This window comes from Ruminococcus sp. 1001136sp1 (assembly GCF_039841815.1).
In the GTDB taxonomy this organism is placed as follows: domain Bacteria; phylum Bacillota; class Clostridia; order Lachnospirales; family Lachnospiraceae; genus Blautia_A; species Blautia_A faecis.
In genome coordinates this window covers 130,619-152,005 of record NZ_JBDPGY010000003.1, presented here as the reverse complement: position 1 = coordinate 152,005, position 21,387 = coordinate 130,619, and the positions used below count along the sequence as shown (strand labels likewise).

14 protein-coding genes and 1 pseudogene are annotated in these 21,387 nt (G+C 43.9%); 10 read left to right on the top strand and 5 right to left on the bottom strand.

Features of this window, described 5'->3' with window-relative positions; translation table 11 throughout:
- The first annotated feature begins 233 nt into the window (after positions 1 to 233).
- The 3 genes from gnpA (at position 234) to ABHC48_RS04065 (ending at position 4,576) form a co-directional block, all read left to right on the top strand.
- Positions 234 to 2,396: a 1,3-beta-galactosyl-N-acetylhexosamine phosphorylase gene (gene gnpA / locus ABHC48_RS04075; RefSeq protein ID WP_195379716.1), complete on the top strand. Its 2,163-nt coding sequence runs from the start codon at positions 234 to 236 to the stop codon at positions 2,394 to 2,396.
- 117 nt (positions 2,397 to 2,513) lie between these two features.
- Entirely contained in the window at positions 2,514 to 3,230 is a 717-nt protein-coding gene (locus tag ABHC48_RS04070; protein WP_118578074.1) for a LytTR family DNA-binding domain-containing protein, read from the top strand.
- Between the two features lie 2 nt (positions 3,231 to 3,232).
- On the top strand, positions 3,233 to 4,576 hold the full coding sequence (locus ABHC48_RS04065; protein WP_195699195.1) for a sensor histidine kinase: 1,344 nt from the start codon (positions 3,233 to 3,235) through the stop codon (positions 4,574 to 4,576).
- Positions 4,577 to 4,600: 24 nt separating this feature from the next.
- Here ABHC48_RS04065 and ABHC48_RS04060 read toward each other — a convergent pair.
- The 3 genes and pseudogenes from ABHC48_RS04060 to ABHC48_RS04050 all read right to left on the bottom strand — a co-directional run.
- Positions 4,601 to 4,675: pseudogene (locus ABHC48_RS04060) on the bottom strand (DUF6783 domain-containing protein); the annotation flags it as partial.
- A gap of 67 nt (positions 4,676 to 4,742) precedes the next feature.
- Positions 4,743 to 5,675, bottom strand: coding sequence for an AEC family transporter (locus ABHC48_RS04055; RefSeq protein WP_195699196.1), 933 nt, complete (start codon positions 5,673 to 5,675; stop codon positions 4,743 to 4,745).
- Positions 5,676 to 5,808: 133 nt separating this feature from the next.
- Entirely contained in the window at positions 5,809 to 6,066 is a 258-nt protein-coding gene (locus tag ABHC48_RS04050; protein ID WP_148462016.1) for a hypothetical protein, read from the bottom strand.
- A gap of 479 nt (positions 6,067 to 6,545) precedes the next feature.
- Between ABHC48_RS04050 and ABHC48_RS04045 the strand changes: the two genes are divergently transcribed.
- The 5 genes from ABHC48_RS04045 to nrdG all read left to right on the top strand — a co-directional run bounded on the left by ABHC48_RS04045 (position 6,546) and on the right by nrdG (position 13,131).
- Entirely contained in the window at positions 6,546 to 7,775 is a 1,230-nt protein-coding gene (locus ABHC48_RS04045) for an extracellular solute-binding protein (protein WP_243284473.1), read from the top strand.
- 249 nt (positions 7,776 to 8,024) lie between these two features.
- A complete protein-coding gene (locus ABHC48_RS04040; protein ID WP_227199023.1) occupies positions 8,025 to 8,903 on the top strand; it encodes a sugar ABC transporter permease in 879 nt (292 codons plus the stop codon).
- A gap of 1 nt (position 8,904) precedes the next feature.
- Positions 8,905 to 9,768: a carbohydrate ABC transporter permease gene (locus ABHC48_RS04035; protein ID WP_118578072.1), complete on the top strand. Its 864-nt coding sequence runs from the start codon at positions 8,905 to 8,907 to the stop codon at positions 9,766 to 9,768.
- Positions 9,769 to 10,200: 432 nt separating this feature from the next.
- Positions 10,201 to 12,390: an anaerobic ribonucleoside-triphosphate reductase gene (gene nrdD, locus ABHC48_RS04030; protein ID WP_118578071.1), complete on the top strand. Its 2,190-nt coding sequence runs from the start codon at positions 10,201 to 10,203 to the stop codon at positions 12,388 to 12,390.
- Between the two features lie 231 nt (positions 12,391 to 12,621).
- Positions 12,622 to 13,131: an anaerobic ribonucleoside-triphosphate reductase activating protein gene (nrdG, locus tag ABHC48_RS04025; protein ID WP_195699197.1), complete on the top strand. Its 510-nt coding sequence runs from the start codon at positions 12,622 to 12,624 to the stop codon at positions 13,129 to 13,131.
- A 112-nt stretch (positions 13,132 to 13,243) separates the two neighbouring features.
- On the opposite strand, the gene ABHC48_RS04020 is transcribed toward nrdG, so the two are convergent.
- Positions 13,244 to 18,052 carry a fibronectin type III domain-containing protein gene (locus ABHC48_RS04020; protein WP_195699198.1) on the bottom strand — a complete coding sequence of 1,603 codons (4,809 nt, stop codon included), beginning with the start codon at positions 18,050 to 18,052 and terminating at the stop codon, positions 13,244 to 13,246.
- A gap of 203 nt (positions 18,053 to 18,255) precedes the next feature.
- On the bottom strand, positions 18,256 to 19,302 hold the full coding sequence (locus ABHC48_RS04015; protein WP_195699199.1) for a 5'-3' exonuclease H3TH domain-containing protein: 1,047 nt from the start codon (positions 19,300 to 19,302) through the stop codon (positions 18,256 to 18,258).
- 281 nt (positions 19,303 to 19,583) lie between these two features.
- On the opposite strand from ABHC48_RS04015, the gene ABHC48_RS04010 reads away from it, so the two are divergent.
- Both ABHC48_RS04010 and ABHC48_RS04005 read left to right on the top strand, forming a co-directional pair.
- The gene (locus ABHC48_RS04010) at positions 19,584 to 19,988 is read left to right on the top strand and encodes a hypothetical protein (protein WP_195699200.1); all 405 of its coding nucleotides are present in this window, start codon (positions 19,584 to 19,586) and stop codon (positions 19,986 to 19,988) included.
- A 13-nt stretch (positions 19,989 to 20,001) separates the two neighbouring features.
- Positions 20,002 to 21,258, top strand: coding sequence for a M56 family metallopeptidase (locus tag ABHC48_RS04005; protein WP_195699201.1), 1,257 nt, complete (start codon positions 20,002 to 20,004; stop codon positions 21,256 to 21,258).
- Positions 21,259 to 21,387 lie beyond the last annotated feature (129 nt).

The window sequence follows — 21,387 nt, the reverse complement described above, 5'->3', positions numbered from 1 at the left end:
CCGCGCTGTCGGCTCCCGATATTCCGAATACAGCGTTTTCAAACAACAGGGAATAAACACTCGCACACTTAGAGTACCATAGAACGGAAAATACAGCAATATTTCTAAAAACCTTAGCAACAACTCTGTTGAAAAACAGCTGTCAAAAACGTATTCTTATATTACAGAAAAAACAACTATCAAACAATGTTAACAACCCTTGTAAATAAAAAAAAGAAAAGCGAGGTCGCAAAATGGAACAGAAAAAAGGCAGAGTTACTATTCCTACCAACCTGGATGTGGTAAAGGAAACACTGGATATTATGAATGAGTGGGGCGCAGATGCCATCCGTGACTGTGATGGAACCGAATTCCCACAGGAGCTGAAGGACACTGGTGCGAAAATCTACGCTACCTACTACACCACCCGAAAGGACAATGCCTGGGCAAAGGCTAATCCGGATGAGATCCAGCAAATGTACATTATGAGTTCTTTCCACACCGCAACATCAGACAAACTGGAAATCCACCTTATGGACCACCTGTACCCGGATATGCTGAAGGTGAACACACGCGATGATATCACAAAGTGGTGGGAAGTAATCGACCGTACCACAGGAGCAGTGGTTCCGGCAAGTCAGTGGCATTATGATGAAACGAGCGGAAATGTGGTAATTACACCTGTAAAACTGTTCCATGAGTATACCGTCAGCTTTCTGGCTTATATTATGTGGGATCCGGTACATATGTACAATGCAGTGGTAAACGACTGGAAAGATGTAGAGCCGCAGATCACCTTTGATGTGCGCCAGCCAAAAACAAGAGCTCATTCTCTGGAGCGCCTCCGCAGATTCCTTGATACCCACCAGTATGTGGATGTGGTACGCTTCACCACCTTTTTCCATCAGTTCACCCTGATCTTTGATGAGCTGGCAAGGGAGAAATATGTGGACTGGTTCGGTTATTCCGCATCTGTCAGTCCATATGTGCTGAAGCAGTTCGAAAAAGAGGTTGGCTATCCCTTCCGACCGGAATACATTATCGACCAGGGCTACATGAACAATACCTATCGCATTCCATCCAAGGAATTCAAGGACTTCCAGGCATTCCAGCGCCGCGAGGTCGCGAAGCTTGCAAAGGAAATGGTAGACATTGTCCATGAATATGGCAAAGAAGCCATGATGTTCATGGGTGACCACTGGATCGGCATGGAGCCATTTATGGATGAGTTTGCTTCCATCGGTCTTGATGCTGTGGTTGGAAGTGTAGGAAATGGTGCAACCCTGCGTCTGTTCAGCGATATTAAAAATGTAAAATACACGGAAGGACGATTTCTTCCATACTTTTTCCCGGACACCTTCCACGAAGGTGGAGACCCGGTGAAAGAGGCGAAGGTAAACTGGGTAACTGCAAGGCGTGCCATTCTCAGAAGCCCCATCCAGAGAATTGGTTATGGCGGATATCTGAAGCTGGCTCTTCAGTTCCCGGATTTTGTCCAGTACATTAAAGAGGTCTGCCAGGAATTCCGCACCCTTTATGATAATATCCAGGGTGTGACTCCTTACTGCGTGAAACGTGTTGCTGTGTTAAACTGCTGGGGGCGCATGCGTTCCTGGGGCAATCATATGGTACATCACGCAATCTATTACAAACAGAATTACTCTTACTTTGGCATTATTGAGGCATTAAGCGGTGCACCCTTTGATGTATCCTTTATCAGTTTTGATGATATTCTGGCAGATAAGGATCTGCTGAAAAAATTTGATGTTGTGATCAATGTAGGGGATGCGGATACTGCGCAAAGCGGCGGCGAGTACTGGGTAAATGAAACCATTATTACTGCTGTAAAGGAGTTCGTTTACAATGGCGGCGGTTTCATCGGAGTTGGCGAGCCTGCAGCCCATCAGTGGCAGGGAAAATTCTTCCAGCTGGATGATGTACTGGGTGTGGAAGAAGAAAGAGGCTTCAATTTAAATACCGATAAATACAACTGGGAGGAACACAGAGACCACTTTATTCTGGCTGATGCAGAAGGTGATGTGGACTTCGGTGAGGGCAAAAAGAATATTTTTGCGCTTCCGGAAACCCGGATCCTGATCCAGAATGACCATGAGGTACAGATGGCAGTAAAAACCTTTGGAAAAGGCCGCGGTGTTTACATCAGCGGACTTCCATACAGCTTCAGAAACAGCCGTGTGCTCTACCGTGCGGTTCTCTGGTCTGCATCTGCCGAGGACGAACTGAACCGATGGTATTCCACCAATTATAATGTAGAGGTCCACGCTTATGTAAAGAATGGCAAGTACTGTGTCGTAAACAATACTTACGAGTCACAGGATACAGTCGTCTATAAAGGAGATGGCAGCAGCTTCCCGCTTCATATGGATGCAAACGAAATTAAATGGTACCAGATTTAATAGTCATAGGTTTATTATAATTAAACCACATCCTATTTCAATAATTCTGTCACGAAGTGTTGGAAAATGGCGCGAATGGTATTATAATAAACCTATCACAAAATAAAGGAAACCATTATGAGAATTGCAATTGTTGATGACATTAAAGAAGAGCGTGACAAGCTCGCAGACGTACTGACGAAACAGCTTTCCAGACGTGGGATTCACGTAAATTTATTTGAATTTGAAAATGGAGAAGATTTTCTTATTGCGGCAAAGGAACGTCCTTTCACCGTCGTTTTTCTGGACATCTACATGAGTGGTGCAAATGGGATCGAGACTGCCAGAGAGCTTCGGACATTTGACTCGGATGCACTTTTAATTTTTACTACCACTTCTACGGATCATGCTCTGGATGGGTTCAAGGTCCGTGCCATGCACTACCTTGTGAAGCCATATCCCGAAAATGAAATTTCAGACCTGATCGATGAGGTTCTGTCCCGGATCCCGGATTCCGGAAAATACATAGATATAAAAGTAAATGGAAGCAATGTACAGGTTCCGTTTCGACATATTATATACGCAGAACATTTTTCCCATATGATCCATATTCACACTACCGGCGGCAAAGAGCTGATCACCCGCCAGTCCTTCGAAGCCTTTACTGCATCCCTGAAAATGGATCCAAGATTTTATCTTTGCAGCAGAGGCGTTGTGATCAATCTGGAGCATGCTGTTGATTTTGATGGAGCCCTGTTTATCCTGGACGATGAAACCCGGATTTCCGTCAGCCGGAAGCTGGTTAAAAATGCAAGACAGACTTTTATGGATTTTCTGTTTCAAAGGGGACATTGAATATGAATACTATATTAAGACCTGTTCTGGAGCTTACGGTAATGATTTCTGGTCTGTTCCTTGCCTATCTGCCGGTACAGACATATCTGAAACAACCGCCCGGCAGACTGGCTGCATGGCTTGCACCTCTTCTGGCAGGAATCTGTCTCCTGGAAGGAGGATTTTGTTACTTTCTTAACATCCCTACCAGCTCAGTGCTTTTTCCCACTCTGCTGGTACTGATGCTGATCTATCACAAAAGCCTGACTATCTCTATCTGGAAATCCGGCAGCATTTTTCTGGCAGTATGTGCGGTCTTTGCCTGTGTAAACAGCCTTTCCAGAGCAGTAAATGCCATTGTGGCAGAAAGACTTGGACTTCCAGAAACAGAAATCTGGTTTCACACCAGTGCCGGTATTTTTTACAATGTAATATGTCTTCTGTTCGTTGCTGCCGCCTGGTACCCGGCCTCCCATGCAGCCCACACTATGATTGATGACGAAAATTTAGCCCAGACCTGGTATGTTTTCTGGATACTGCCACTGATTTTTATAGGTCTGAACCTGTTTATGATTCCCAAATATGAGGGAACTCTGTATACCGGACGTATTTTGCAGGGCTACATTGTGATCAGCCTGGTGCTTCTTATAATTCTCATGCTGTTTTACACAATGTTTCTTATGATGGCCAACAGCCTGAATAAAAATGCAAGGCTTCAGCAGGAAAACCATTTTCTCTCCCTTCAGCAGGCACGATATGAGAACCTTTGCTCTGCCATAGAGGAGGCAAGACAGGCACGACATGATATCCGCCATCACTTTTTGCAGCTTTCTTCCCTGGCTGAAAAGGGAGATCTGGAAAAAATAAAAGAATATCTTTCCAATGCAAACAGTAAAATCCCAGACTACAACCTGCATTTTTGTGAAAACCAGGCGGCTGACAGCGTAATCAGCCATTATGCCGCTCTGGCAAAACGAGAGAACATTCCTTTCCAGGCAAAGGCAGATCTGCCAGCCCACATTTCCATAGACCAGATTGATATGTGCCTGGTTCTCTCCAACCTTCTGGAAAATGCTCTGGAAGCCAGCCTGAAAGCAAAGTCTTCCAACAGGAGCATCCATGCAGGGGTTTACCTTCATCATAAGCACCTTCTCCTGATCCAGGTGGAAAATACCTTTGAAGGGAAAATACAGGAGAAAAATCATATTTTCCAGTCATCCAAGCGTACCGGAAACGGAGTGGGAATCCAGTCTGTCCGCCACATTGCAGAAAAGAATGGAGGAGACAGCAGCTTCACTTATGAGAATGGTGTTTTTACTGCTAAAATTATGCTGCGCATACAGAAAACAGCCGTTTCTCATCCATAAGCAAAGCAGAGAGGTTTCATGCAGACACACTCTGGAGCGTATCTGAAAAATCATTCCCGCAATCTGCACGCCCCACTTTGCGGTATATTTTCCCCGAATCCAACAAAAAAAGAAAGCTGCAGAACAATATCAGAAATGATACTGTCTGAAGCTTTCTTTTTCTGCATCAATAAACTACAAATGCCATGACCACATACACCAGTATGGATACCAGGCAATACAGAGAATTGGTGGTGGAAACATAAGCGCTTCCATCCTCACTCTTCAGGAAGGTCTGCATACTGAATGTGGCTGGAGCGGACATGTAGCTGATCACTGCAAGGTTCAAAAGAAGATGATCCCCTACTATGTAATGTATTGCCAGCAGCACTCCCCCGATCATAACTGCCTGAAGAAGAACACGAAGTACGATGGTCCTGATACATGGGGAAAGAAGTTTCTTATCAAATTCAATGCTGAATCCTACCACCAGCAGAATAACTGAGGTTATGGAAGTGGTGAGAATGTTCTCCACACTTGTATAGGTACCTGCAAACGGTCCGGCAAGAAGCTTCTGCACCACACCGGTAAGTCCGGCAATAATTCCCAGCACACTTGCAATAAACGCCGGTGTGCGTATTGCACTGGAAAACAGTTTTCCCGGATCGATCTTTTCCCCGTTTTCCACCTGTCCGAGCATTCCCATATAGACGCTGAAGCCAAACAGAAGACCTGCAATATCCAGCACAGCGATCTGGGAAAGATTCTCCGCTCCGCAAAGGCTGGTATATAAAGGATAGGCCATGGAACCGCCTTCGTATACACTGACCATAAAGGGCAGATATTTCCGGTAACGCTCTGCCGGCATAAGCGGGCGGAGTAAAAAACCGATGCTAAAGGAAACAACCAGCATTACAAACATAATTCCAACCAGAATTCCGGTTTCTTTATTATATTCTGACGTAGCAAGGGCATGGAAAATTGCCACAGGAAGCATGATCTGGGTCACCAGAAGCTTCATATTGTTAATTCCATTCTGATCCAGCAGTTTCAGCCGCTTGCAGGCCATACCCAGAAGGATCATCACCAGTACGGGCAAAATAATTTCCAATACTTTCATTCTATGCACACTTTCTATGTATTTCTTAATATTGTATTTTGGTATTTCTTAATCCAGACTCTTCCTGATTTCTTACCTTACAGGATATTTCGTATGGCAAACTCTTCTGCCAGAGCGTGTCTGAATAGTTCTTTTATTCATCAAAATCGGTCTCAAATACTCCCTCAGGCGTACGCATGGTAAGAACCCCGAGATTAAAATCATCATCCATTACCGTGATATGATACTCAAAGATTACATCATCCTCAAACTTGGACAGCAGAATATAGCTTCCGTTCTCTTTTCCCTCGATCTGGTCGCAGATATCATCATACACATCTGCACCGGAAATCTCACGCGGATAACCGGAAGCTTTGATTTTTTTCTCAATTGCAGCGTATAATTCTTCCATTTTATGTTCTGCAGCAGTGCATGCCATCAGGGCTTACCCTCTCAGTTCTTTTTGACTGCCGCATACTCCTTTCCTGAATTTTTTTCGATTAAATATGATTGTATAATATCCGCCCCTGAAATGTCAAACCACATTTTAACCAAATCCTGGTTATCGTAATTTCTTCGTGAGCAAAGAAATCCTGATTTGTATGATTTCGTACCATACTTCTCGTTTTTTGTATAATTTTTTATAAATTATCTGTTATTTTATTCTACTCTCTACATTTTTTCCATGGCTTTTGTGTTTTTTTGTTTTTTCTTTTGTGTATTTCGTTGTGTTTTTCTTTGTTTTTGATATTTTTCATTGTTTTTTTCACCAATTTCTGTTGACATCTGACTGTTTTTGTTGTATGCTATTTTCTACAGAGAGGCACTCCATTTGGTACAAGGATGTATCTATGGAATGCCTCAACTCGTATCTAAAGGGAGGTAATACTTATGAAAATGAAACAGGTTTTAGCAACAGGCGCAGCTTTATCAATGGCTCTCTCCATGGCTCCGGTCACCGCATCCGCCGCAGACAAAGTAGACATAAACGTCATTGCTGCACAGTATGGCCAGCAGACTGCTGACTGGTGGGCGAACTTCGTGACAGAATTTAATGAAGCAAACCCGGACATTAACCTGAACGTAGAGGTTGTTTCCTGGAACGATATCTACACCGTAGTAAATACCCGTATCGCCAATGGCGAAGCTCCTGATGTCCTGAATATCGACGTATTCGCAGATTATCAGGCAGATGATCTCCTTCTTCCGATCCAGGACGTTGTTTCTGAAGAGACCTACAGCAAGATGTACGATGCATTCCTTGCACAGTCTGAAGTAGACGGAACTGTATGGGCTATCCCGGATCTTGCATCTGCACGTGCTATGTACTATAACAAAGACATCCTTGATGCAGCAGGCGTAGAAGTTCCTACTACATGGGATGAGCTGAAAGCTGCTTGTGAAGCCCTTAAAGCTTATGATGACAGCATTTATCCATGGGGTATCGATATGACTACTGACGAAGGTCAGGCAGCATTCGCATACTACACCTGGAACAACGGCGGCGGATTTGTTGACAATGAAGGTAACTGGACACTGAACAGTGAGCAGAACGTTGAAGCAATCCAGTACGCAATCGATCTTGTAAATTCCGGTTACACAAACACCGATCCTGCTAACGATACCCGTTATGATCTGCAGGATATGTTCGGCGCTGGCAAAGTAGCTATGCTCATCGCACCGAACAGCTTACCTACCTACATTGCTACAGGCGGAAATGAAGTAAACTACGGCGTTGCTTCCATTCCTTCCAATACAGGCGAGTCTGTATCTGCAGGTGTTATGGACCGCTTCATGTGCTTCGATAACGACTACTCAGATGATGAGAAAGCTGCTATCTCCACATTCTTTGATTATTTCTATGATGATGCTCGTTATACAGAGTGGGTTGACATGGAGGGATTCCTTCCGGCAACCAAGTCCGGCGGCGAGGCTCTCGCAGCAGCTAACGAAGATATGGCAAGCTGGATTGATATCTTAGACAGCTGTAAATTCTATCCAACAGCGAAAGCAGAATGGGCAGATGTAAAACAGGGCGTTATCAACGTAGAGCAGAATGCTCTTCTTGGCGGCGACGTTCAGGAATTACTGGATGACCTTCAGGCAGAAATCGCTGGCTGATCTTAATCCACTGTTTTTCCCATTACGAGGAAGATAATGGGCCGGACTTACGGGTCCGGTCCATTTTTAAGTTTGCGAAGCAAACGCTACTTCTTGTGCCAGGCACAAGAAGGTTCCACCTTTTTGCGAAGCAAACACTACTTCTTGTATTTGTCACAAGAAGGTTCTGTTTTTCTGCGTAACAAACGCCGTTTTCTGTGCTTGTCTGCGCAGCGTCAACGCTATTTTTATAAAAAGAGAGGTATCCCTGTGAAGAAAAAATTCAAAAAAGTGGAACCATATGTATGGATCCTGCCAAGTGTCCTTCTCATGGCAATTTTCATCCTGGTTCCTATTATCTTTGTATTCCGTATGGCCTTAAGCGACGTCAGCAAAGCTGGTCTGATCAAAGGCTTCGCCGGATTGGAAAATTTCCGCAAGGTAACAAGCAGCCCTGTTTTTGCCATGGTGCTGAAAAACACCCTTGTGTGGACCGTTGCCGTAGTCGGCATCTCCACACTCCTTGGATTTATCCTTGCGATCCTCCTCAACAATGAATTTAAAGGCCGTAAGCTTGCACGTGCCGTTGTTGTTTTCCCATGGGCCACAACCCTGATCGTTCAGGCAAGTATCTGGAAATTCATCATCGACACAGATTACGGTACCTTAAATACACTGTTGATGAAGCTTGGCATTATTGACCACGCTGTGAACTGGACTCCTACTGCCGGTGCTTATTTCGCCTGGGAAATTGCCTGCGGTATTTTTGTTACCATTCCATTTGTAACCTTTACCGTACTTTCCGGTCTGCAGAGTATTGATGCCAGCTACTATGAGGCAGCAGCCGTAGACGGAGCCAGCTACTGGCAGAAAATGTTCCAGATCACCATCCCGCTGGTACGTCCGAATCTTACCATCAGTACCATCCTGAACATTATCTACGTATTTAACTCTTTTCCGATCATATGGACCATCACCAAGGGTGACCCTGCCAACCGTACCGACACCCTGGTTACCTATCTGTACAAACTGGCCTTCTACAATGGCAAACAGGGACAGGCAGCAGCCGTATCTGTTATCGGCTTCCTGATTCTTCTTTTCTGCGCCAGCCTGTACATGGTTTCCGTACTGAAGAAAGGAGACGAATAATATGGCAAACACCAATGCTTCAGTTAAGAAAAAAAATACCAGAAACACAGTTTTGCGTGTATTACTCTATGTAGTGATCATCGCCATCTGTCTGATAACTTTATACCCATATTTTGTAACTGTATGTACTGCTCTTAAAAGCCGCGCGGAAATCTTTTCCATGAATGGAACTATTTTCCCTGTTGAGGCCATCTGGTCCAACTTCACAGACGTATGGAAGCTGGCTCCCATGAGCAATTACATGATGAACTCCATTGTGATCGCAGGAGGCTCCACTCTTCTGGCTATGGTCTGCGGTATCCCAGCTGCTTATGCCCTGTCCAGAATGAAATTCAAAGGCCAGACTGCTTTTCTGGGATTTGTTATTGTCTCCCAGATGTTCGCACCGGTTGTACTTCTCATCGGTATCTACAAGGTTATGATGGCGTTCCATCTTACCAACAGCATTATCGGCCTGATCTTTATCAACGCAGCATTTAACCAGGCATTTGCTATCTGGCTGCTCCGCGGTACTTTCCTGAGCATCTCCCCTGAGATGGAGCAGGCTGCCACTATTGACGGCTGTAACCGCGTACATGCCCTTTTAAGGATCCTTCTGCCTGTTGCTGCACCTGGTATCGTTACAGCGCTTATTTTCGTATTTATCAACGCCTGGAACGAATATACAGTGGCACTGACACTGATCTCCACTGATACCTTCAAGCCTCTCACCGTTGGTATCAATATTTTCAATGGTTACAATATGATCGAGTGGCAGTATCTGTTTGCTGCTTCCCTCTATGCAATTGTTCCAGTTGTAATTCTGTTCGTCGGAATTGAAAAAAATCTGGTTGGAGGACTCACTTCTGGTGGTGTCAAGGGTTGATTTTTATTTTTTTCCAAGTATAATAGAGGAAGATGCGGACGCGAGAAAGGGTTGCCCAGGGCAGCCCTTTGTTCATGCCCCGTAACTATTCAGAAGGCAGTATTCCGCCAGGTGTTTTTGTGAACATTGTTCACAGCTGCGGCGCGAAATCATACAAAGCATGTTACTGGTCATCCAGTAACTGTTTTATTGTGTACGGTAAAATTTCACATACGGAATAACCCCGATGATTCCGCACATTTCAGGAACTCTATACCGGAGATCACCGAATGATTCTTCTGTCCTGCTGACGAAAATTCAGCACATTTCACAGATTTTTAAAATCAATGGTTTTGACCTTGACTTTTCTGTAGAATACTGTAATATTGATAGTGCACAACATCTAGTATGTAATTAAAGATTTAAACACAATATATGGAGGGATTTGAAAGAATGAGTACTGAGGTCAATGCAAACGTCATTAAACGAAATGGCGTGGAAGTTATTTTTGATAAGGCGAAGATCATCAACGCCGTTGAAAAAGCGAATGAGGAGGTTTCCAAGCTTCACAGGCTGAGTCATTACCAGATCACAGCGCTTGCTGATATGATTGCCACCCGTGCCCTTGAATCCTCCCACGCTGTCAATGTGGAAGATATTCAGGATATGGTAGAGACCGGCATTATGGAGATGCGCGGTTATGAGGTTGCACAGAAGTATGTGCGCTATCGCTACAAGAGAGAGCTTACCCGCAAGTCCAATACCACAGACGACAGCATCCTTGCTCTTCTTGACCAGATTAATGAGAATGCCAAGCAGGAGAACTCCAATAAGAACCCTACTATTAACTCTACCCAGCGTGATTACATGGCAGGCGAGGTCAGCAAGGACCTGACCATGCGTGTTCTTCTTCCTGAGGAGATCGTAAAGGCTCACGACGAGGGAATCATTCATTTCCATGATTCCGATTACTACGCACAGCGTGAGCATAACTGTGACCTGATCAATCTGCAGGATATGCTCCAGAACGGCACGGTTATCAGCCAGACACTGATTGAGAAGCCTCACAGCTTCTTTACCGCATGTAACGTTACCACACAGATCGTCGCACAGGTAGCCAGCAATCAGTACGGCGGACAGTCCTTCTCTCTCGCCCATCTGGCTCCTTTTGTAGACATCAGCCGCCAGAAGATCCGTAACAAGGTAATCGAGGAACGTAAGGCTTGCGGTGAGCCTCTTGATGATGAGATCATCCAGAAGGTATCGGAACGCAGACTGAAGGATGAGATCCAGAGTGGTATCCAGACGATCCAGTACCAGCTGATCACTCTTATGACCTGTAACGGACAGGCACCATTTGTAACGATTTTCATGTATCTTGATGAAGTTCCGGAGGGACGCACCCGTGATGACCTTGCACTGATCATCGAGGAAGTTATGAAGCAGCGTATGCAGGGTGTTAAGAACGAGCGCGGTGCGTGGATCACACCTGCATTCCCGAAGCTGATCTATGTGCTGGATGAGGATAACATCCACGAGGATTCCAAATATTGGTACCTCACAGAGCTTGCAGCGAAATGTACTGCCAAGCGTATGGTTCCGGATTACATCTCAGCCAAGATCATGCGCCAGTTAAAAAACGGCAATGTTTACACCTGCATGGGATGCCGTTCCTTCCTTACCGTTGAGGAGAAACAGAAGAACCCGGACGGTTCCTACAAGTTCTACGGTCGTTTTAACCAGGGTGTTGTTACCATTAACCTTGTAGATGTAGCCTGCTCCTCAGACGGCGATTTTGATAAGTTCTGGGAGATTCTGGAGGAGCGCCTGGAGCTTTGCCACAGAGCACTCCGCTGCAGACATGAGCGTCTTCTTGGCACAGTTTCCGATGTTGCCCCGATCCTGTGGCAGTATGGTGCTCTTGCACGGCTTAAGAAGGGTGAGACCATTGACAAGCTTCTTTATGACGGCTATTCTACGATCTCACTTGGATATGCAGGTCTCCATGAGATGTGCATGAGAATGTACGGAAAGCCTCATACAGACCCTGAGGTTCGTCCGTTTGCGCTGAAGGTTATGCAGCGCCTCAATGACAAATGTGCCCAGTGGAAGGCAGCTGAGAACATCAGCTACTCTGTATATGGCACTCCGATGGAATCCACCACATACAAGTTTTCCAAATGTCTCCAGAAGCGTTTTGGCATCATTCCAGGAGTTACGGATAAGAATTATATTACAAACAGCTATCACGTTCACGTTACTGAGGAGATCGACGCATTCTCCAAGCTGAAATTCGAGTCTGAATTCCAGAAGCTTTCTCCAGGAGGAGCCATCAGCTACGTGGAAGTTCCGAATATGAAGCAGAATATTCCGGCAGTTCTCTCTGTTATGAAGTTTATCTATGATAACATCATGTATGCAGAGCTGAATACCAAGAGTGATTTCTGTGATGTCTGCGGATATGACGGAGAGATCCAGATCAAAGAAGACGAGAACGGCAAGCTGATCTGGGAATGCCCGAACTGCGGTAACCGCAATCAGGACAAGATGAGCGTTGCCAGAAGAACCTGCGGATACATCGGTACCCAGTTCTGGAACCAGGGACGTACCCAGGAGATCAAGGATCGTGTATTACATCTGTAATAAGTAATGGTTCCCGGGTTTTCTGTGAACTACGTTTACAGAACCTTATATAACGTTACCACTGAACATAACACTCCGGACAGTTTTCTGAATTTCATAATTTTGATTTCTGTCCGGATTTTTTTGCATAATGGTATTTTACTATGAAAGTCCTGAATCGTGTTTGAAAAAGGCTTTCTGCAAGATGTGTGCATTTGATTATCAGGCACAGAAGGAAAAGAGGAATCAGTTATGAACTACGGAAACATTAAATCCTACGACATAGCAGACGGCACAGGCGTGCGTGTAAGCCTGTTCGTATCTGGCTGCAGGCACCACTGTAAGGGCTGTTTTAACGCACCTACGTGGGATTTTAACTACGGTAAGCCATTTACCCGGGAGATACAGGATAAGATTCTGGAGCTGCTTGCTCCTTCTTATATAGAGGGCTTCTCCTTACTTGGAGGAGAGCCATTTGAGCCAGAGAACCAGCCTGTGCTGGCAGAGCTTCTGGAAGAAATCAGACGTACCTTTCCGGATAAATCCATCTGGTGTTACAGTGGATATCTTTTTGACAAAGATATGGTTCCCGGAGGTAAGATCTACACTCCTTTTACAGACCGGATGCTCTCCTGCATCGACGTTCTGGTAGACGGAGAGTTTATTCAGGAATTGAAAAACCTCTCCCTTCAGTTCAGAGGGAGCAGTAATCAGCGAATTCTGCATTTAAAGGATGGTAAGCTTATTAAAGAAGGCCTGTGATACGGGTCTTCTTTTCTTATATCTGCATTCGAATAGTTGCATTAGTTTTTACATCCGGGTAACCCAAAATCCCCCTCCTGTCTAACAGGAGGGGGATTTTATTACACTTTATTTATTTTGCTTTCGCATATTTCGGTGTACTGTAAGAAGAATAGATTGGAACACCTGCTTCGTTGTTTCCAACGGCGCGTACTTTGTAATAATACTTGGTTCCAGCCTTCTTGGAGCTCTTGTCAACGTATTTCACTGTGGAGCCTTTTGTAATAGTTCCTACCAGTTTATATCCGGAACCTTTCTTAGTGGAACGGTATACCTGATATCCGGTAGCTCCTGTTACTTTCTTCCAGCTGACAGTAATCTTGCCCTTTGTTGCTTTCGCTTTTGGACTGGTTGGCTTCGCGATCTTTGCTGTGGAAACTATAGCACTTGCAGATTTGCTTGCACCACTTGTGTATGTTGCGTCAGCAGAATCTTTGTACTCATAGGACTTACCATTCTTGTAAGCAATTACATAATAGTAATATTTTACTCCTGCTTTCGGTCCTTTGTACTCTGTGCTTGTTGCACCATTATAGGTGTACTTGATCTCGCGATCTGTAATAGTCGTTTCCTTCAGTTCACTAACGAATTTATATCCGCTGACTGTTGTGGAATCAGCAACATAATTCGGAACAGTTGTACTGGAACCGTAACTATAGCTGTAAGAATTGCTGTCTTTGTTATATCTGTTCCAAGAAGAGGTGGTTCTGTATACACGATAGTAATCAGCACCTGCTACCGGATTCCATGTTACAGTAATACTTCCATCTGCTTTGTTTGCAACCGCTTTTACATTGCCAGGAGTTGCTAAAACAGGATTAACTGTTGCTCTGATTTCATTGCTGTATTCCTGTCCTCTGTATGCACGTACACGATAGGTTGTTTCCGTATCTGCTGCCGGGAATGTAATGGAAGATGTGGAAGCTTTCAGTGTCTTATAGGTTTCCCATGCACCAGTCTCTTCATTTCTCTTCTCAACCAGATAACCCTTTCCTGCATATACCGGCTGCCAGCTTAACTTCATCTTACCGTTTGCATAAGAAATTCTGTTAACGGTAGTCATCTCGAAGCTAAGATTTGCATATACACCTTCATCAATGTAATACTTGCTGTTTCCTACAGTCTTGTAAGCTCTTACAAGATAGTGATAATCCATACCGCTCTGAAGCTTCTTGTCTGTATAACTGGAAGCCTTTGCACTTGTAGTCTTGATCAGTTTATACTTAGCAAAATTGTTGGCCATGCCAGCTGCTACAGTATCTCCAATAGAAGATCCTTCACATCTGTAAATCTCATATCCCTTAGCACCTTTGATCTTGGTCCAGGACAGTTTTACAGAAGTTGTACTCTTAGGTGTTGCTTTCAGTTTCAGCGCACCGCCCCAGGTAGTAACCTTATTATAAGCCCATGCTCCATAAGTGGTCTTGCCTGTTTCGGAATCATAATAATATGGTCTTACTCTGTAAGTATAGGTGGTATCTGCTTTCAGTTTGGTGTTCTTATAAACGCTGTCTGTAGTTTTGGCAATTGTTTTATATTTCTTGCCATTCTTTCTCTGGATCTGATAGCCGGTAAGCCAGCTTTCTGATCCGCTTTCAGCGCTCATCTTTAAGGTAACGGTCTTAGCTGTGATAACATTTGTTACAGATATATTCGGCATACCAGCGTTAAATGATGCTGTATTTGTGTATGCACTGTATTTCTGTGCAAGTGTAGCTGCCTTATCATTTTTTACACGGGCACGCACATAATAGGTCTTGCCTGGTGTAAGTGATTCAAAGTAAAGTGTTGCCTTATTATTCTCACCAGAAATACAATCTGTAACCTTGTAATCATTTACAAATTCAGGTGATTCGGAATACCAGAATTCTACATCTTCTTCTTTTCTTACAGTTCCGTCATAGGAGAATACATAACCATCCGGTGTTTTCTCAACCAGCTTCAGGTTACTGATCGCTGAAGTGGCTTTGGATACATTGACAGCTACTACATTGGAAGGAGTACCGTATTTCTTGTTTCCGCTCTTGTCTTTTACATAAGCGACAACTCTTACATAGGTTGCTCCTTCTTTTAATAAGGATTTTCTCAATGTAAGTGCATCATCATCCTCATAGTACTCATCTTCATCTTCATCATAGTAACCACTGGAAGAAGCTGTTACCCAGTCCTCTTCGGAAGGCTGTGCCTTATCTGTGTACTGGAGTTCATAAGAGTCGCCATCTTCCAGAACAGCATCAAAACGGAATTCGAAGCTGTTTTCAGATTCTTTATACATCTCTAAGCCAGTCACATTCTTAGGTGCCTTTTCTGCATCTGTAGTGAAGGAGACTGCTGCAGGTTTCAGTTTTGCAACCTCTTCCTCTTCCGGTCTGTCTGCACTGCTCACTGCACGAACATAATAGGTTTTTCCTGCTTCCAGATTACCGTTGTTTTTGCTGATCTTCAGTTTCGCAGAACCAGCTGAGCCATCATAATAGACGCGGCTCCAGTCACTTGCCATAGTTGCAGTAGTAAATTCTGTGCCTGTTGCAATCTGATACCATACGCTGTTTAAATCAACCTTTGCACTGTATGTGAAATAATAGTAATTGTCGTCAGCTTTCACATACTGAAGATCTGTGATCGGCTGAAGAGCATCTACAGTAAATGCTGCGGACGGTGCTGACCAGTCGCCCTCTACTGTCTTTGTGACTTTCTTTCCGTCTGTATCAACGGTATAAGTGCGTACTGCACGTACCTGGAAGGTATAGGATTCTCCAGGAGCCATTGCCTTGATCGGATCGCCATTCTCATCTCTTACACGGTCAAATGAAACCTTAGGATCTGTTGTATATGTATACAGATATTCATCTTCATCTTTAAGCTTTGACAGGGAAACACTTGGGAAATTACTGCGACCGACGCTGTAATAGGTCTTATCAACAGTTCCGTCATCCTTCAGAGAAGCTGAGCGCACGTATTCACGTCCGGCAGAATCTTTTACAAGGATTTCATAGCGGTTTACATTGTCAAGTGCATTCCAGCGCAGGGTTGGCTCACTGTCCTCTGTGTTTACGGTTACACCGGAAACAGCTGCAGGCTTCTCACTGGTACCTGCATCTGAAGCGGTTACTTTGTATGCAAATGCATTGGACCAGTCTCCGTATACTTCCTTGCCATCATCTCCGATCTTAACAGCACGAACAGAAAGATTATAAGTCTTTCCATCTTCAAATGCATAAACAGGCTGACCGGTAGCCGGGTAAATAACAGGTTCCAGAACTCCGTCTACACTTGTATAAGTGTTATAATCAGAGTCATCAAATGAATATCTGGTGCCGCTTACTCTGGTATAACGGCCACTCTTCCGATCGGATGCCAGCGACTCAAAGTACTCACGTCCAGCTTCGTCTGTGATCTTAATCTCATAGCTGTCTGCATTCTTATCCGGATTCCAGCTGAGAACATAAGAAGAAGCTGTTACACCGGAGACTTTCTTCAGGCTTGTATCTACAGCTTTATAAGTTACTGTATAAGCGTCAGACCATTCACCTTCCTGCTTCTTGTTTGCACCATTCTCATATCTGTAATTAATTCCGCGGACACGGATGGTATAGGTTTTACCTCTTTCAAATTTGAACTCTCCGTAGGTTCTTCCTAAATAGAAGTTTGGATAGGAATAATTGGAATCTGTTGTAAAGGCAACTTTTCCATCTACTTCAACTTCGTACTGGGATACATATGTATTCTGGATACGGTTCCAGCTTACATATTCATATTCATCGTTGTATTTGAAATTACCGGTCTTCTCTGGTACAAGACTGCCGCTGTCATCTGCTTCTACAACCAGCTCATTGGACCAGTCGCCTACCTTCTTCTCGCCGCCGGAGCCTGTATATGCACGGACTTTAACGGTATATTTCTTGCCTTTCTGGAAAGCACCGATATATTTTCCGTCTGCATCAGAAGCGACTTCATAAAGACCTGTGGTGTCGTTCTTTTTAAGCAGATAACCGTAATTCTCATAGAAATTGAGCCAGTTACCTGAAGCAGTTACATAGGAGGGTTCCTTTGCTCCATATGCATAAGAATAATATTCATTTCCAGCTTCATCCTTAATGGAAACCTCGAGGTTCTGGTTCTCGCCGGATACCTGAATCTGATTCTTTCTTTCAGCTGCATAAATTGTCACACTCTTCGGCTCAGCGACCTTCTTTGCGTAGGTATAATCTACAGCGTCAGACCATTCACCATATGCAACAGTTCCATCTGCGCTGTTACGGTTTACGGCGCGAACGGAAACCTTGTATGTCTTGCCATTCTCAAGACCTGCAATATATCCGTCTTTACCGTCTGGTTTGTATACAAGGTTTCCTTCTGCGTCAACCTTGAACGGCCGCATGGTAAGATTTGTAAGACTATAGCTTAAGTTGACTGTGGACGGATAACCGGTCTCTGGCTCGCTTGCATTATAATTGTAGCGGTAAGTGTACTCTCCGTCTGTTACACGGATCTGGTATTCATCTGCCTTCTGGTCCGCATACCAGATAAGGACATTCTTATCCTCCTCATCAAATGCAACATGTCCAATCTTGCCAGGTGCCTCTGCATCAAAAGCAGCAACCTCATCGGTGCTTCCGCTCTCTTCTGCATCTGCAACTGCCTCACTGTCACCGAAGCCCTCCTCGGTAACAGCTGCCACTGCGGTTTCATCTCCGAAGCCATCTGCCTCTACAGCAGCTTCCTCTGTGATGTCCGCTTCCGCTGCCGGAGACTCAGATACGAAATCTCCTCCATCTGTAAAATCTGACGCCAGAAGTGGTGTCGGTGCGGAAGTTGCGGTCATTGCCGCTGCAATTGCAATGGCAACAGACTTATTGAGTGTTTTCAAATCTTTCTTCATACATTTCCCTCCATGAATTAAATTTATTGAAATTGATCAATAAGTAGTATGGGGAAATTATAGCGTATTACTCCGTTTTAGGCAAGCGTTTTGTGAATAATTTATGTATTTTGTGTAAATAAACACACATTACCAACACCCATTTGTATTTTTCTGATATTTTCTCTTTTTTCTGACAATTAAGTGTTTTCTTTACATTTTGACTATTTTAGTGTTTTTTCATATTCCGTCAAAATACTGTTCATTTCGTAGCGCTTTAACTGTCTGATCAGTTCTTCTGCATTAATATGAAGCCGCATATCTTCCAGGCTTTCTTTTATCTCAATGTCACGTTTCATAGTTGCCAGCTGTTCGCTTAAGTATACCATCTCTTTATTTGTTTTCAGTGCTTTCAGAGGGCTTCTGCCTATTCCAAGGTTTTCTTTCCAGAAAGTATTCAGTTCCTTTTCTTTCTTTGCCACGTCTTCGCAGTCCTCAATTGCTTCATAGATCGCGTCCAGGGTTTTATATTCTGCTACAAGCGGCGCTGCTGCTGAGGAAACGCCCTTACAGCCTGGAATTCCATCGCCTGGATCTCCAGTGATCGCCAGAAGCACAGGAATCTGTTCCGGATATACCCCTTCCTCAGAACAGACAATTTCCGGTGTATATTCAAATACATTAGAAGGGAGTTCCTCGTAAGCCTCTTTTCCAAACAGGCCATATGCATCCTTTAAATTCTCCAGCTTATCCTTCGTAACAACACGCCACATGCGGGTATATTCGCTTACCAGCTGAAAATAATCGTGATCCTTGGTAAGCACATAAGTCTGCAGATCCGGGCCCTGGAATTTCTCCACAAGAGATGCCGCATAATCGTCAGCCTCATAGTCCTGGCTCATAAATACCGGACAACCGATTGCTTTCAGAAGCTCTTCCATCTGGATAAACTGTTCTTTTAATGGCTGGGCAGTCTCCTTGCGATTGGCTTTGTAAAAATCGGCGCCAAGCTGGGTACGGCGGAAAGTATCTCTTGTCATGTCAAAGGTAAATGCCACGTATTCCGGCTTTACCTTCTTATAGACAGCCAGAAGGGTGCGAAGCATGGTGAACATGGCATTTGTGTATTTTCCATCGGAGGTGTGCAGGATTTCCGAATAGTGTCTCTCTTTTTCCTCGTCCGTCTTTGCGAAAAGGATAGATTTGGGAAGATTTCCGTAATAGGATGTAGACAGCATGGAGGAGCCGTCGATGATCAGAAATTTTGGCATGATTGTTCTCCTTCTATGATTATTTGACAGTCTCCTAACAAAGCGTTGATTTTTACACACTGTCAGGAAGTGTCTTTTCAATATCTGATATGATATCAGACCTGTAATTTTTCTCAATCTCTCTGTAAGTATACCATAAATTTATCTTATCTGAAAAATTTCCAAAAATTTTTTCAGATTTCGTGTTATTTCTTTCTCTGGTTTTCGTATATATAGTGAAGGGAGCAGAAAACAAAATTATTTCTGAATTCCCGCTTCTACGTAGAATGAGGAGGTACTCAATGAAAAAAATAATTTTAACCTTATCCGGCGTTCTTTTTGTGATCGTCACCGGATACTCGCTACTGATCTGCATGATGAACGGAATTCCGAATTTGGATCAGCCGGCTGCTGCCTTTTACCTGGCGAAAGCAATTCTGTTATCCTTTAGCCTTCCTCTGGTAACCTTAGGTCTCTTCGTACACTGTTTGCAGCTTAGACGAAAGCTTGATAAGAAGAACCAGTTGTTCCGGAATGCGATGAAGGAGCTGATAAAAAATCGCCAGACCAGCTGCAGGGATTCTGGAGATTCTGATTTCCAGAGCTTTAAAAATTCACTTACCTGTCTGTTCTGTGCCTTTGCAGAAGATTCCGGTCTCAGCGAAGAGGATCAGAAGGACTTGCTGGATTTTATTGACAAATTTTAAGTGAGGGACTTGCATGCTTTTAATCTGTATGAGCATAGCAGGAACAGTACCACTGATCATCTGTCTCCTGCTATTGCTTCTCCAAAGGAAAAAATTTTCATACCGGCTTGGCCGGAACCTGGTGTTTCTGAGTCTGGCGGGGTATTTGATACCGTTTCAGGTGGTTAAATATCTGATGCCGATGGATGTTTTGAGAAGAACAGATGCTCTTGCAAACATCTCTTATTACATCAATTTTGATGACAAAGGATCAATTTCTTATCACGGAATCTCATTATGGATGTCCGACTGGATTCTTATGATTGGATTATGCTGGCTATTTTTAATCTCAGGCTTCAGTATTTACGAAATCATAAAGTATCACCTGCTCACGCGAAAGCTGAAAAAGATTACTGAGAAAAGAACTTGTTTCTTACCTGGAATCGGGGATGTAGAATACCGTATTTCTCCCCTTATTGGTTCTCCTTATACTATAGGTTTCCTGAAGCCTTTCATTGTCGCGCCGGAGAGCCTTGAGGATTCCCGATTGTCAGAAATGATTTTGCGGCACGAATATTCACACCTGTGCTGCCATGACTCAGCTGTAAAGCTGCTCTGCCTGTTAGCCATTTGCCTTCATTTTTATAATCCGTTAACATTGCTTACGCTTCTGCTTTACACCAGCTTTTCCGAAAACATTGCAGATCAAGCCGCCACCGAAGGTTTCGCCACGGAGGAGAAAAAAGCCTACGCAGTCGCTCTCGTGAATCTTTCCGTAAGAAACAGGCAGGTTCCTGTAGTCTGGAAAAACAACTTATTGGGGGCCAAACATACAATGAAAAGGAGAGTGGAATTTATTATGAGGAAGAATAGGAAAACCAGTAAAATTGGTACTGCTGCTGCAATATTGGCATCTGTGTTTTTGAGTGGGACTACGGTGTTTGGGTATGCGCCGATGCAGACGACGGAAGCACCAGTATTTTCTCCAATTACTGAATCCTCTATTTCTTTTGAAGAAGTGAACACTTTAGATTCTCAGTTTTCAAACTCAGATATATATTTTGAAACAGAAGATCATTTTTCAGTTCCAGTTACTTCTTCCGATTTAGAAACACGTGCCCTTATATGCACACATGATTTTAAAGAGGGATACGCGGATAGACATTATCCCAAAAGTAATGGTGGTTGTGAAGTAAAACGCTATACTGCAAAAATTTGTCAAAAATGCAATCATCTTGTCATCATGGACTACGTAAGCACAACAACTTACGCCAAATGCCCACACAAATAATCGCCTGCACTAACTTTAATGGGAGGAAGTTAGCCCAGCCGAATTATTAAATCATTCACACTTACCCAATTATGTCATTTTCCATTATTATCTTTCGTGAAGCTCAGAGGGAACGGAAGCTAAAAACGA

What these genes read in the sequence shown, in the direction of transcription:
- gnpA (WP_195379716.1), top strand. Translation starts at nt 234, where the DNA reads ATGGAACAGAAAAAAGGCAGAGTTACTATTCCTACCAACCTGGATGTG.
- ABHC48_RS04070 (WP_118578074.1), top strand. Translation starts at nt 2,514, where the DNA reads ATGAGAATTGCAATTGTTGATGACATTAAAGAAGAGCGTGACAAGCTC.
- ABHC48_RS04065 (WP_195699195.1), top strand. Translation starts at nt 3,233, where the DNA reads ATGAATACTATATTAAGACCTGTTCTGGAGCTTACGGTAATGATTTCT.
- ABHC48_RS04055 (WP_195699196.1), bottom strand. Translation starts at nt 5,675, where the DNA reads ATGAAAGTATTGGAAATTATTTTGCCCGTACTGGTGATGATCCTTCTG.
- ABHC48_RS04050 (WP_148462016.1), bottom strand. Translation starts at nt 6,066, where the DNA reads ATGGAAGAATTATACGCTGCAATTGAGAAAAAAATCAAAGCTTCCGGT.
- ABHC48_RS04045 (WP_243284473.1), top strand. Translation starts at nt 6,546, where the DNA reads ATGAAAATGAAACAGGTTTTAGCAACAGGCGCAGCTTTATCAATGGCT.
- ABHC48_RS04035 (WP_118578072.1), top strand. Translation starts at nt 8,905, where the DNA reads ATGGCAAACACCAATGCTTCAGTTAAGAAAAAAAATACCAGAAACACA.
- nrdD (WP_118578071.1), top strand. Translation starts at nt 10,201, where the DNA reads ATGAGTACTGAGGTCAATGCAAACGTCATTAAACGAAATGGCGTGGAA.
- nrdG (WP_195699197.1), top strand. Translation starts at nt 12,622, where the DNA reads ATGAACTACGGAAACATTAAATCCTACGACATAGCAGACGGCACAGGC.
- ABHC48_RS04020 (WP_195699198.1), bottom strand. Translation starts at nt 18,052, where the DNA reads ATGAAGAAAGATTTGAAAACACTCAATAAGTCTGTTGCCATTGCAATT.
- ABHC48_RS04015 (WP_195699199.1), bottom strand. Translation starts at nt 19,302, where the DNA reads ATGCCAAAATTTCTGATCATCGACGGCTCCTCCATGCTGTCTACATCC.
- ABHC48_RS04010 (WP_195699200.1), top strand. Translation starts at nt 19,584, where the DNA reads ATGAAAAAAATAATTTTAACCTTATCCGGCGTTCTTTTTGTGATCGTC.
- ABHC48_RS04005 (WP_195699201.1), top strand. Translation starts at nt 20,002, where the DNA reads ATGCTTTTAATCTGTATGAGCATAGCAGGAACAGTACCACTGATCATC.